This is a genomic window from Chryseobacterium sp. JJR-5R (assembly GCF_034047335.1).
GTDB lineage: Bacteria > Bacteroidota > Bacteroidia > Flavobacteriales > Weeksellaceae > Chryseobacterium.
Map to the genome: position 1 here is coordinate 1067556 of NZ_CP139137.1, position 12749 is coordinate 1080304.

At 41.3% G+C, this 12749-nt stretch carries 11 protein-coding genes and 3 tRNA genes; 8 read left to right on the forward strand and 6 right to left on the reverse strand.

From position 1 onward, the window contains the following. Positions 1–154 precede the first annotated feature (154 nt). The 3 genes from SD427_RS04965 to SD427_RS04975 form a co-directional block, all read right to left on the reverse strand. A tRNA-Arg gene (locus SD427_RS04965) sits at positions 155–228 on the reverse strand. Positions 229–278: 50 nt separating this feature from the next. Further along, positions 279–353: transfer RNA gene (locus SD427_RS04970), tRNA-Pro, on the reverse strand. Between the two features lie 25 nt (positions 354–378). Then, positions 379–463 (reverse strand) — tRNA-Ser (locus SD427_RS04975). A 135-nt stretch (positions 464–598) separates the two neighbouring features. Between SD427_RS04975 and SD427_RS04980 the strand changes: the two genes are divergently transcribed. From SD427_RS04980 to SD427_RS04995, 4 genes are all read left to right on the forward strand, one after another. Continuing rightward, positions 599–1624, forward strand: a complete 1026-nt coding sequence (locus SD427_RS04980; protein ID WP_320560178.1) for an N-acetylmuramoyl-L-alanine amidase — start codon at positions 599–601, stop codon at positions 1622–1624. A gap of 98 nt (positions 1625–1722) precedes the next feature. Then, positions 1723–3123, forward strand: coding sequence for an aspartate ammonia-lyase (gene aspA / locus SD427_RS04985; RefSeq protein ID WP_320560179.1), 1401 nt, complete (start codon positions 1723–1725; stop codon positions 3121–3123). 104 nt (positions 3124–3227) lie between these two features. Next, positions 3228–4082, forward strand: coding sequence for a glycosyltransferase family 2 protein (locus SD427_RS04990; RefSeq protein ID WP_320560180.1), 855 nt, complete (start codon positions 3228–3230; stop codon positions 4080–4082). Between the two features lie 74 nt (positions 4083–4156). Further along, entirely contained in the window at positions 4157–5197 is a 1041-nt protein-coding gene (locus SD427_RS04995; RefSeq protein WP_320560181.1) for a hypothetical protein, read from the forward strand. A 3-nt stretch (positions 5198–5200) separates the two neighbouring features. On the opposite strand, the gene SD427_RS05000 is transcribed toward SD427_RS04995, so the two are convergent. The 3 genes from SD427_RS05000 to SD427_RS05010 all read right to left on the reverse strand — a co-directional run bounded on the left by SD427_RS05000 (position 5201) and on the right by SD427_RS05010 (position 8282). After that, positions 5201–6679 (reverse strand): polysaccharide biosynthesis protein, encoded by a 1479-nt coding sequence (locus tag SD427_RS05000; protein WP_320560182.1) that lies wholly within the window; start codon positions 6677–6679, stop codon positions 5201–5203. Between the two features lie 4 nt (positions 6680–6683). Next, the gene (locus tag SD427_RS05005) at positions 6684–7478 is read right to left on the reverse strand and encodes an FkbM family methyltransferase (protein ID WP_320560183.1); all 795 of its coding nucleotides are present in this window, start codon (positions 7476–7478) and stop codon (positions 6684–6686) included. A 135-nt stretch (positions 7479–7613) separates the two neighbouring features. Next, complete coding sequence (locus tag SD427_RS05010; protein WP_320560184.1) at positions 7614–8282, reverse strand: DUF2461 domain-containing protein; 669 nt, start codon at positions 8280–8282, stop codon at positions 7614–7616. A gap of 255 nt (positions 8283–8537) precedes the next feature. On the opposite strand from SD427_RS05010, the gene SD427_RS05015 reads away from it, so the two are divergent. From SD427_RS05015 to SD427_RS05030, 4 genes are all read left to right on the forward strand, one after another. Beyond that, complete coding sequence (locus tag SD427_RS05015; RefSeq protein WP_320560185.1) at positions 8538–10241, forward strand: DEAD/DEAH box helicase; 1704 nt, start codon at positions 8538–8540, stop codon at positions 10239–10241. Positions 10242–10390: 149 nt separating this feature from the next. Then, the gene (locus SD427_RS05020; protein ID WP_320560186.1) at positions 10391–11029 is read left to right on the forward strand and encodes a DUF47 domain-containing protein; all 639 of its coding nucleotides are present in this window, start codon (positions 10391–10393) and stop codon (positions 11027–11029) included. Positions 11030–11049: 20 nt separating this feature from the next. Next, positions 11050–12192: an inorganic phosphate transporter gene (locus tag SD427_RS05025; RefSeq protein ID WP_320560187.1), complete on the forward strand. Its 1143-nt coding sequence runs from the start codon at positions 11050–11052 to the stop codon at positions 12190–12192. An 85-nt stretch (positions 12193–12277) separates the two neighbouring features. Then, positions 12278–12634 (forward strand): hypothetical protein, encoded by a 357-nt coding sequence (locus SD427_RS05030; protein WP_320560188.1) that lies wholly within the window; start codon positions 12278–12280, stop codon positions 12632–12634. Positions 12635–12749 lie beyond the last annotated feature (115 nt).

A 12749-nucleotide genomic window follows, 5' to 3' on the forward strand; every position in this document is an offset into this window, starting at 1 on the left:
GAATCTTTGATCGTCCCGATGACAATCGGGATGCTCTGTCCGGTTGAGCTTCCGGCAAGAATTAAGATTTCAAATTTGTGATTTAATTTATATATGAAAAATAAGAATATCCGCAAACAAAAAAACTCACAATTTCTTGTGAGTTTTTATACAGTGAGCGCGAAAGGATTCGAACCTTTGACCGTCTGCTTAGAAGGCAGATGCTCTATCCAGCTGAGCTACGCACCCATTAAAAGATTTTGATTCTCGCTTAGTAATCAATAAGCGCGTTAAAAAAGTCGGGGCGGCAGGATTCGAACCTGCGACCTCCTGGTCCCAAACCAGGCGCGATGACCGGACTACGCTACGCCCCGAATATATTGTTTTAGAAAAAGAATGCGGAGGGTAAGGGATTCGAACCCTTGCGACACTTTCGCGTCGACAGTTTAGCAAACTGCTCCATTAACCACTCTGGCAACCCTCCTTTTATCTTTGATTTTAATGATCGTTGTTCCGTTATTGCGAGTGCAAATATAGAATAGATTTCTTTATTTACCAAATAATTTTCAAGAAAAATTTGCGTATTTTTGAGCTGATAAACGACTAAAAAAGTAAACAAATGCGTAAGACATTATATATCATCGGATTAAGTACTTTGCTTTTTTCATGTGGTTCCCAGCAGAACGCACGGAAAAAACAATACATCCCAAGAACGCCTTCCATACAGCCTAAAACAGCAGTAAAGACGTCTGGAGAAAAACCCAAGTCAAAAGTTACAACTGAACATGGAGTTGAATTTTTCACCACCAATATCGCGGACATTACAAAAAATGACAATACTGCCAGTTACGGTTCCATTGTTTCTGCAAAACCTGCCGGTTATAAAGTGGTAAAAACCTATTTCCCTGCCATCGCACAGAATTTCAGGCAGCGGTACCTGATTCTGCATTACACGGCACTGCCGGACGATAAATCAATCACCGTTCTTTCACAGCAGGCAGTAAGTGCACATTACCTGGTAAACAATACCGGAGACAACGAGATCTATCAGATGGTGGATGAAAACAAACGCGCCTATCATGCAGGAGTGAGTGCCTGGAGGAATGATAAGAACCTTAATGACACGTCTATAGGAATCGAAATTGTAAATACGGGCTATACCGCTGATGCTGCAGGAAAAAGGGTTTTCGTGCCTTTTGATGAAGCCCAGGTAAAAAAAGTGGCTGCACTGGTAAAAGATATTGCCTCAAGGTATCAGATCCCGGCCACCAATATCCTGGCACATTCAGATATTGCCCCGACCAGGAAACAGGATCCTGGCCCATTGTTCCCATGGAAAATGCTGTATGATGAATACCAGATCGGCATGTGGTATGATGAATCCATTAAACAGGGCTATTATGATCTGGCAACCTCTACGGATTTCCAGGTCCAGTATATTGATCCTGCATTTATCTTCAATGTTCAGACCCAGCTGCAGAAATTCGGGTATGCTTTGGACCTGAGCGGTAAATGGGATGATGCGACTAAGAAAACCATTGAAGCATTCCAGTACCATTTCCGCCCGCAAAACTATGACGGGATAATGGATGCCGAAACATTTTCAATATTGCAGGCTTTAATACAAAAATACCCGGTAAAATAAAAGGTAATTTGTCCTGCAGGATAATAATCTGCGGAAACTATACGGTTTATTATTAAATTGGCAGATTGTTAGATGGATGTATTACTTATAAATAAATTATGGAAAATTTCAGAAAAGAAAGTGATCTGTTAGGCGTGCTGGAAGTTCCGGTCAATGCCTACTATGGAGTACAGACCCAGAGAGCGATCAATAATTTTAAAATATCAGGACAGCTTTTATCATCTTACCCTCAGTTCATCAGAGGATTGGCCTACGTTAAAAAAGCAGCTGCCAAAACCAACTATGAGCTGGGTCTCCTGGATGAGAGCCTGTACTATAACATTGCTGAAACCTGTGATGAATTAATCAGGGGCGAGCTTCACGAGCAGTTCCCGGTAGATATGATTCAGGGCGGGGCCGGAACCTCTATTAACATGAACGCCAATGAAGTAATTGCCAACAGGGTTTTGGAGAAATTAGGGAAGAATAAAGGGCAGTACGAATTCTGCTCGCCTAATGACCATGTCAACCTTTCACAGTCTACCAATGATGCGTATCCTACAGCCATAAAAATGGGACTGCTGCAGATGAATGCAACGCTGGTTGAAAAACTGGAAAAAATCGTTGAGGCATTCAGGGCAAAAGGACAGGAGTTTCAGGATGTGATCAAAATGGGCAGGACGCAGCTTCAGGATGCTGTTCCGATGACATTGGGACAGGAATTTGAGGCATTTGCAGCTACCCTTGAAGAAGATATTTCTAAGCTTAACAGTAATGCTGATCTTTTTGTGGAAGTGAATATGGGAGCCACGGCAATCGGGACCGGAATCAATGCTCCGGTAGGGTATGCCGTTCTTTGTGCTAAAAATTTAGCCCAGATTACCGGTTTTCCGGTTGTTTCTGCGCCCAACCTGGTAGAAGCAACGCCTGATACGGGTTCTTACGTTATCTACTCTTCAGCCATGAAGCGCCTTGCCGTGAAATTATCGAAGATCTGCAATGATCTGAGGCTGCTTTCTTCAGGGCCCAGAGCCGGGCTGTTTGAAATCAACCTGCCGCCGATGCAGCCGGGATCGTCCATCATGCCGGGAAAAGTGAATCCGGTTATCCCTGAAGTAGTGAATCAGGTATGCTTTAAAATATTCGGGAACGATCTTACCGTTACTTTTGCTGCGGAAGCAGGACAGCTGCAGCTTAATGTCATGGAGCCGGTGCTTTCCCATGCCATTATGGAGAACATTCATTTCCTCTGCAATGCTTTGGATACGCTGCGGGAAAAATGCATTACCGGAATTACCGCAAACCGGGAAGTCTGCCTGAACATGGTAAAGCACAGCATCGGCATCGTAACGGCGCTCAACCCTTATATCGGTTATAAACATTCCACGGAAATTGCCAAAGAATCTTTGGAAACCGGTAAAAGCGTTTACGATCTGGTATTGGAAAAAGGAATCCTGTCTCAGGAAAAGCTGGACGAGATCCTTGATCCCCGGAACATGCTGAAACCGCACGACAAATAAAATAAACCAAATAACAAGTAGTGACTGATAAACTCAACCCTCTGAATATTATTCATTCATTATTTGTTACCCATTATTCATAAACCATCAATTATTTATCTGCTTTGAGATTTCTGATCATCATCCCTGCGCATAATGAAGAAGCGCATCTCTCACTGACACTGGATTCCTTACAGCGTCAGACGCACAGGGATTTTAAAGTAGTGGCTGTTAACGACGGTTCTACGGATAAAACTGCTGATGTGATTAAAAAATACACAGACCGGGATTCTCGTTTTGAGACCGTTGATCTTCAGAAATCAGAACACCAGCCGGGATCAAAAGTGGTCAGTGCTTTTAAGAACGGACTGAAAACTCATGATATCAGCCAATTTGACATCATCTGCAAATTCGATGCGGATATCATTCTCCCTGAAAATTATCTCAATACCATATCAGAAGCCTTCAAAAACAATCCCGAATATGGTTTGGCAGGCGGACTTTTATATGTTGAAAAAAACGGAAACTGGGTATATGAAGGAAATTCCAACAGACACCATGTCCGCGGACCGTTAAAAGCATACCGGAGAGAAAGCTATATCCAGATGGACGGGCTCCGCGAAACCCTGGGCTGGGATAATATCGATTCTATTTTACTGCAGAACCTGGGCTGGAGAGAAGCAGTACTGCCTGAGCTTCATGTAAAACTGATTAAAGTAAAAGGTGCCGACTACACCATAAGACCGGCGGAATATTACGGAAAGTATTTTTATTTTCTGGGACTAAACAGGTTTTTAGCCTACATCGCATCTTTCAAAGAAGCTGCAAAAAGCAGGTCTGCCTCATTCTTTTTTTTGATCATCAGGGCTTATGAACATTGCCGCTCTCAGCGGCTGGAATTAAAAATTTCCAGGGACGAACAAAAGACAGTCAACCGCCAGCGCTGGAATATGCTGAAGAAAAAATGGCTGAAAATGTAAATTATTAACGGATCTGATAAGGGAAAATTGCTCAACAAATCTTTGGTCACTACCATATTGAAAATCAGTAAAATTTGAAAAAAATAGCCTACATAGAACTGGATAACCACGCTGAAGTGACTCATGATTTCATGGCTATCATGCAGGGTTCCAAAAAATTCCATGTAGAATATTATCTTTCGGAAAAAATTAAAGGCCAGGTTAAAGAGGATGGTCAGGAAATCTTTTTGTCTGACAGTTCAATGATCCTGGACCAGCTTAGACAAAAGAAATACGACCTTGTCATCATCGGAACGGTCCACCGTTATTTCAGTACATTTCAGGAAATTGTAAAGAAGTACAATTCGGCAGTCATTGTCCATAACATTAATTTTATGAACAGTTCACCGCTGGATTTGCTCAAAAGCATATGGAAAGAAGATATCCTGTACAGGATCAAGCTTTTCTGGAAAGAAGGGCTTTCCGCTGCTCCGGAGGTGTATAAACAGGCAAAGCACCTGTTGGTGCTTGACGAAAGCCTGTCTTCCGGCCGGTTAAGATTCCTGCCTGTTTTTTATACCGGGAAATGGGAGAACCGTCCGAAAAGGGAATCGGTTATTGTCATTCCGGGCGGGGTATCGCATAAAAGAAGGGATTACAGCCATGTTTTTAAAACCATTAAGAATTTAAGAACGGATGAGCCTTTTAACTTTGTGTTCCTCGGCAAGGCAAAAGGTAGAGAACTGGAGCAGCTGAAAAAATTATCGTCAGATCTGCCTCAAAATATCAGCATCACCTGGTTTTCAGAAAGGGTGTCGCAGGATGTTTTTGAACAATGGATGCAGCGGGCAGACGTATTGTGGTGCCCGATTCAGCAGGAAACCGAATTCTTCAGCCGGAAAGAAATCTACGGGGAGACAAAAATGACCGGGAATTCCGGAGATGCCATAAAATACGGTAAACCTGCGATTTTTCCTGTGAATTATCCGTCTGCATCAGATTTCATCATTCCCGAAGATGAAAATATTCCGGAACAGTTTAAAGCGCTGAAAAATACTTCGTTTCCTTTTCAGGAAAAGTATGCTAAAGCAGCCGTTCAGGAACAAATTGAGAAAGTCCTGCAGAACCTGACCTGACCGCTATTTGAATTTGAAAATACTTTTAATAAAGTTTTTATTCAAATATTCCTCAAGCGGAAAAATCTTGGTGAAATAATTCCCGATAAAAATCAACAGCAAAACAACAGCAGGTTTATAAAGCAGGTTGATGAAATTGTTACTGAAGTTCGGCAGAACAATGGCTACCGTAATGGCCAGCGTGCAGATAATGGAAACGAAAATCATCTCAATCGTCAGTGGGGAAACCTTAAATACGAAATAATTGAAGACTACTTTCACCACATTATAAGTGGTTAAAGAGATCGCGGTGGATAAGGCAATGCCGATAAGCTGCAGGTCGGTATTTTTAATGAAATAAAGATTAAGCCCTACGGTCAGCCCGGCCAGTAAAAGCATTACCAAAATATTGAAGCGGTAGTGTTTTGAAAGTGAAATGATATTGCCGTTGAACCCGGTTGCCAGGTCTACAAGCACTGCCGAGCCCCAGATCCAGATCACCGGTTCATATTCCCTCAGCAGGACCCCGTTCTTAGGCATAAACTGGGTCAGAAAAGGAAATCCGACCATGATACAAGAGAATAAAACCGCACCTAAAAAATATAAGGTTAAGGACGTTTTCTTATGGAACCGGTCCAGGCCTTCCATATCTCCGTCCGCCAGGTTTTTACTGATGATCGGTGCTGAAATGCTAAACAGCCCCAGCTGGGGGATGGAAATCAGGGAAATCAGAGCATACAGAACAGAATAAATGCCATTCTCTTCCATTCCCATAAACTCGCCGATCATAAAGCTGTTGATGGCCAAATAGTTTCCGAACGTCCCCAGGAACCCGAAGAAACTGTAGTTCAGAAATTCTTTCCAGAAATTATCTTTCTTAAAATAGCCGGTGCTGAAATCAAGGCTGACTTTATCTAATTTATTGATGTAATAAATATACCCGGACAGCATCAGTGCAAAAATCCCAAAGAAAAAAGCCAGCGCAATATTTTGTGACAGTGCAAAATAAAAGAAAAGGCAAAATGCGCCGAGGTTGGCTATTTTAGGAAAAAGGTTATCAAAAATATTGGAAACCACAATGCGTTTGTAATTGGAGATGTATTTATTGAATACCGCACACAGAGACAAAACAAGAATCAACGGCAGGATAATCCCTTTAATCGTCCAGGCCTGGGTTTGCAGGAACTTCGGATACAAATAAGGGAGGATGAAAAATGCACCGCAGAAAAGCAGGAAATTAATGAAAACAGCTAGCAGTGACAGCGAGAGCATATTCTGGTTCCTGCCGTCCTTCTGTACGCTGTGGAAAAACTTTACGTTTGCGTAAGAGATCCCGAAGACCACAAAAGGGACAAGCATTTCTGCCGTCTGCATGCTGTACCGCAGTTTTCCGTAAAACTCAAAATCATTGGGGAAGATAAAAATCGCAGAGACGGTACCCAACAAGAACCCTACATAGCCGATGATGGAATATTTGAATCCCTGCCTTGCTACTACACTCATGCTTTTACTGACTTTTAGGAATGAAAATGATGTTGTTGATATATTCTGTCTTGTTTTTTTCGTCGCCGGTGTTTTTCAGCAGAACGGATTCCGTCAGTTTTTCAAGTTCAAAAGTATGGCGGTTCAGGTAATGGGCATTATAATTCCAGGATTCAACTTCGGCGATTTCTTTCCAGATCGGTGTATCGTGATGCCTCTGTTCCATTTCCACCATTAAAGTGGGGGAGAACTGCCGGATGATTTCCTTAGCACCCAGAAGGGTTTTCATTTCATTGCCTTCTACGTCTATCTTGATAAAATCCAGGCGTTGGAAATGCTCAATGGCAGCCCAGTCATCCAGCTTAATCACCTTTACCTGCTCGGTATAGCTTTTCTCTTCGCCTTTTTCCCTGTAGTCAACGTTCAGGGTTCCTCTGGATGCCACCGTTTTACCGTTGATCACAGGAACTTTAAATTCGGCAGTGGTATTTTCGTCAGACAGCGCAAGAGGAAGGATCCTCATGGCCGGGAACAGTCTTTTCAGACGTCTGTACAGCTTTTTATTCGGCTCAAAAGCATAAATATGCTCATGGTCCAGCCTGTTTTCCAACTGATACAGAAAAGTTCCCACGTTTGCGCCGATGTCAAGAATTACGGCATTCTTAGGTAAAAATTCCTTAATCCATACCAGTTCCGGCTCTACGTTTCTTTCAGAAAAATTTTCTTTATTGAGATGGGTCAGGCTTTTAAAAAATCTTTTCTTATAAAAACTCGGACTGATATACTGCAGTTTTTCGGCAATTCTTTGATACAGGGACATTGTTACACTTTTGACAGGTGGCAAATATACGCAAAAATGTTAAATTACTGTTAAAATATCGGCTATTTAAAATTTTGATTATCAGTGTTTTATATTTTATTCGGATGGTTACAAAATATAACCGATATAAAGCGGTTACGGGATGAGCGGGGCGTTAAGGAAATCATTCAGCGGTTTCATAATTGCATAAATTCCCGTTAATTTTTTTACAGCGTCTTTATCCATCAGTTCCCCGTCTTTCAGATAATGTACGACAATAAAGCTTTTCAGTTTCAGGTATTCTGCCATCGGGTCTTCTTTTTCAAAGCCCTGGGGAATCTTTTTCAGCTTGTCATCCTGGTCAAGTTTCGGAAAATATTTCTTGAAATCCTTATGGTTTAAAACTTTAAGGAATTCCTGCCCGTACAGGGAAATTTCTTTCCTTAATGTTTTTAAGTCAGAGGATTCAGGCATATAGATTCCTCCGGCAATAAAAGATTTTCCGGGTTCCAGGTGAAGGTAATATCCGCCTTTCCGGCTGCCTTTGCCCATTCCCAGGGAAGCACCGAAATTGGTTTTATACGGGACTTTATCTTTTGAGAACCGGGTATCACGGTAAATCCTGAACAGCGATTTCTTGGCATCGATCTTTGCCAATTCCGGATCAAATTCAGACATGGAAACGATCAGGTCTTCCAGGAATACAATGATGTTTTCCCGGGCTTCTGTATAAAGGTATTTGTTGTCAGCAAACCATTCGCGGTTGTTATGGACCGTAATTTTTTCAAGAAAATCAAAAACGTGCGGGGAAATTGAAGCCGGCATAAGATATTTTTAGGTCAAATATACTTAAAACGGATGATAAAAGTGGCTGTTGCAGTTATGGAAACAGGTTTCTAAGGGCAGTGAAATGAAGATAGGAAAGAATATTAATTAGATAAATAGTAAAAAAAACAGAGTTTTAATGTAAAAATTATAAAAGAATAATGGTATTTGAACGTTAAATTATTATATCTGTAACCAAAGTTAAAACATAATTCAAATAATAGTTGTATCTTTGCAAAAATTTTAAAATATTTAATGAATTTATTTACGGAGTCCAATTTAAGTCCTGACATTCTTAAGGCCATTGGCGAACTGGGTTATGAAAGCCCGACAGAAATCCAAAAACAGACTATCCCTTTCATTCTTTCAGATATTCGCGATTTGATCGCACTTGCGCAGACAGGGACAGGCAAAACAGCAGCGTTTTCGCTTCCGATTTTGGATATGATTGACGATACGAGTCGCAAAATCCAATTTTTGGTGCTTTGTCCGACACGGGAATTATGTCTTCAGATTACGAAAGACATTAAAAACTATTCCAAATACATGAAAGACATCAAGACTACAGCAGTCTACGGTGGAAGCAGTATTATGGATCAGATGAGGTCACTGAAGGACAAGCCGCAGATTATTGTGGGGACTCCGGGAAGGGTAATTGACCTTATCAACAGAAAAGCACTTGACTTTTCCGCCATTCACTGGCTGGTTTTGGATGAAGCCGACGAAATGCTTTCCATGGGGTTCAAAGACGAACTGGAAACTATTTTAAGTGAAACTCCTGAAACGAAGCAGACGTTCTTATTCTCTGCAACGATGAGTAAGGAAGTGGAAAGAATTTCTAAAAATTACCTGACACAACCACACAGGATTTCTGTAGGTTCCATTAACGAGGTTAAGAAGAACATCAAGCATGAATACTATGTGGCAGGGTACCGCCAGAAAAAAGAAGCGTTAAAGCGTCTTATCGATGCCAACCCCAACCAGTATTCAATTATTTTCTGCAGAACCAGGATGGAGACGCAGGAAGTTGCTGATTTCCTGATGCAGAACGGCTATGCGGCAGATGCGCTTCACGGTGATCTTTCCCAGGCGCAGAGGGATACGGTAATGAAGAAATTCAGACTGAAAAATATTGATATCCTTGTAGCAACAGACGTTGCAGCGAGAGGACTGGATGTAGATTCACTGACGCATGTTGTGCATTATTCTTTACCTGATGATCCTGAAGTATTCGTTCACAGAAGCGGAAGAACAGGAAGGGCAGGAAAAGACGGTATTTCTATTTCTTTGATTAAGCCTGAAGAAAGCAGAAAACTGAAGCAGATCAAGGCGGTGACTAAAATTGAAATTGCCGAAGGAAGAATCCCTACAGGAGACGAGATTATTAAAGCCCAGGTAGGCGGTGTTTTTGAAAGCCTTTTTGAAATACACGAAGATTTCTTTGAATTTGATGATTCTTTAATCCCTGATTTATCAGCCTTTACCAAAGAAGAACTTGCCCATAAACTTCTTCAGTTCCAGCTGAAAGACCTTGCACTGTACTACAAAGACAGACATGATGTAATTGAACAGAAGCTTAACAGCAGGGATGAAGCAGGAAGAGGAGACCGAAGAGACCGTGACGGCAGAGGACGGGACCGCGACAGAGGTGAAAGAACCGAAAGAAGCGGCGACAGAAGAGAACGCGGAGGCAAGCCTAAGAAGAGCAATGAAAACATGGTGAGATTTTTCTTTAATCTGGGTAAAAAAGACCAGCTGAAGAAACTTGATGTTCTGGATATCATCAACAAAGCAACCTCAACGGGGAAAAGCAAAAAAAGAGCCGAAATAGGCGATATTGAAATTTTAGAGAAATTCTCTTTCTTTGAAATTGAAAAATCGTTCAAAGGAGATCTTTTAAGCAATATTTCTTCCATGAAATTCAGAGGGAAAGACATGAGGGCTGAAGAGGCTAACTAAACTCATTCTCAGTAATATAAACCGGCTTAAAGGCCGGTTTTTTTGTACCCGGTCCTGTGGTATGTTCAATGTTAACAAAACTTAACGTTATATGCTTTTTGTTAAGATGCTTTTTTAGGAAATTTGCACAAAATTATAAATACTTAAAAATGGGAATTGGTAATATTTTCCACGCTTTTCAACCCAAAGATAAAATCTTCTTTGTGCTTTTTGAAAAAGTAACTGAAAACCTGGTTGCAATGTCTGAAGAGTTTAACACCGGAATCAAAGACTTCGATCTTAATGATGATTCCATGTTGAAGAAAATGAGCGACTATGAGCACAAAAATGATGAGCTGACACACGAAATCTTTGTAGAGCTTGGTAAAAACTTCATTACGCCTTTTGACAGAGAAGATATTCACACGCTGGCAACGGGACTGGATGATATTGCTGATTACATCTACGCTTCCACAAAATACATTTTCCTGTACAAATCGCCTGAAATGAAGGCATATTCAGATTTTTCCCTGCTGATTCACAAGGCATGCCTTGAAATCCAGAATGCGATGAAGAACCTGAAAGGCTTCAGAAACATGGAACAGGTAAAAGAGGCTTGTATCAAAGTGAATTCTATTGAAAACATCGCAGACGACCTGCTTTCCAACTCCATGGTGGAACTGTTCGAAACAAACGATGCCATTAATATCATCAAAATTTCATCCGTACTTAATTATCTTGAAGTGGTTACTGACAAAGCAGAAGATGTGGCCAACACGATTGAGAACATCATGATCAAATACGCTTAATTAATCATTATAATTAAAAAATGGAATTTCCTATTTTACTGATAGTTATTATTGCGCTGGCTTTGATCTTCGATTACATCAATGGGTTCCATGATGCCGCCAATTCAATTGCAACTATTGTTTCTACAAAAGTATTAACTCCGTTTCAGGCCGTACTTTGGGCAGCGCTCTGGAACTTTGCGGCTTTCTTTATTGCAGCATACATCATTGGAGAATTTAAAATCGGTAACACGATTGCCAAAACCGTCAACGAGAATTTTATTACCCTTGAAGTTATATTTTCAGGACTGGTTGCAGCCATTGCCTGGAACCTTTTAACCTGGTGGTTCGGGATTCCGTCCTCTTCGTCGCACACGTTGATCGGCGGGTTTTTAGGGGCGGCCTTAATGCATGCTTTTATGATGGATTACCATGATGTGGCAGCCGCCCAGCCCGGATTGGGATTCTGGGAGACTTCGAAGGAAGCTTTAAACCAGGTGACCCAGCAGAGTGTCGTGAAATTTGATAAGGTAATTCCTATTTTCCTGTTCATTTTCATGGCTCCTATCGTAGGGATGATTATCTCGATTATCATCACATTAATTATTGTTCACCTGTATAAGAGGTCAAACCCGTACAAAGCGGATAAATCTTTCAAAAGAATGCAGCTGGCTTCTTCTGCGCTGTTCAGTTTAGGACATGGCCTGAACGATGCCCAGAAAGTTATGGGAATTATCGGTGCTGCCGTTATCTATTACCACGTAAATATGCTGCAGGATGTTGAGTATCTTAAAATCCCATCTGCAGGGCGTTTTGATCATTTTGCACAACACTACATCTGGGTTCCTCTAGTTTCCTTTGTAGCCATTGCACTGGGGACCATGAGCGGCGGATGGAAGATCATCAAGACCATGGGGACGAAAATTACGAAGGTAACTTCACTGGAAGGCGTAAGCGCAGAAACTGCAGGAGCCATTACCTTGTTTATTACAGACCATTTCGGTATCCCTGTATCCACAACACATACCATAACCGGTTCTATCATCGGGGTAGGATTAACAAAAAGGATTTCTGCCGTACGATGGGGGATTACCGTAAGCCTTCTTTGGGCATGGGTATTAACCATTCCTATTTCAGCGATTGTTGCTGCAATTACCTATCTGGTGGTTACTTTTTTATCTTAAAACACATTCTAATATAATAATTGACTTTGCTCATTCATGTGGGCAAAGTTTTTTTTGGCTGATCCGATACGTATCGGTCATATTTTTGAAATCAGAGACTGTTAAGTTTTTTCAAAGGAATAATTTCTCACAGGTTATATACATTAGACAGGCCATAGCGTCCGGATCAAACAGTACCCAAAGCCGGGCACGGTACGAAATCGTAGATTCCGCATCAAATGATTCTTCAGTCTGTACTGTAGCTTCAAGAGGATACAGTGAACCGTCTACCGAAACAAACAATGATTCTTCAGGAGGCCCTGCACTGTGTATCATCAGTACAGGAACCTCCGCCAAAACGGTTAAGCTCAGGATTACAGGGAAAAGAAATGATGCGAATATAGTCACCGCTTCCATTGCAGACCCTTACGCGGAAACAGCGGTGATGATTCAGGAGCTGTAATATTTTCCATATAAATTCCGCATATTTATCAAGATTATTTCCCGGAACTGCAAAAGAAGTTTTAATTAAATCTTCATCCTTTGATGAAGATTTTTGTTTTACCAACCCCCGAAAA

Coding starts and splice junctions, on each gene's coding strand:
- SD427_RS04980 (WP_320560178.1), top strand. CDS start 599: ATGCGTAAGACATTATATATCATCGGATTAAGTACTTTGCTTTTTTCA.
- aspA (WP_320560179.1), top strand. CDS start 1,723: ATGGAAAATTTCAGAAAAGAAAGTGATCTGTTAGGCGTGCTGGAAGTT.
- SD427_RS05000 (WP_320560182.1), bottom strand. CDS start 6,679: ATGAGTGTAGTAGCAAGGCAGGGATTCAAATATTCCATCATCGGCTAT.
- SD427_RS05005 (WP_320560183.1), bottom strand. CDS start 7,478: ATGTCCCTGTATCAAAGAATTGCCGAAAAACTGCAGTATATCAGTCCG.
- SD427_RS05010 (WP_320560184.1), bottom strand. CDS start 8,282: ATGCCGGCTTCAATTTCCCCGCACGTTTTTGATTTTCTTGAAAAAATT.
- SD427_RS05015 (WP_320560185.1), top strand. CDS start 8,538: ATGAATTTATTTACGGAGTCCAATTTAAGTCCTGACATTCTTAAGGCC.
- SD427_RS05020 (WP_320560186.1), top strand. CDS start 10,391: ATGGGAATTGGTAATATTTTCCACGCTTTTCAACCCAAAGATAAAATC.
- SD427_RS05025 (WP_320560187.1), top strand. CDS start 11,050: ATGGAATTTCCTATTTTACTGATAGTTATTATTGCGCTGGCTTTGATC.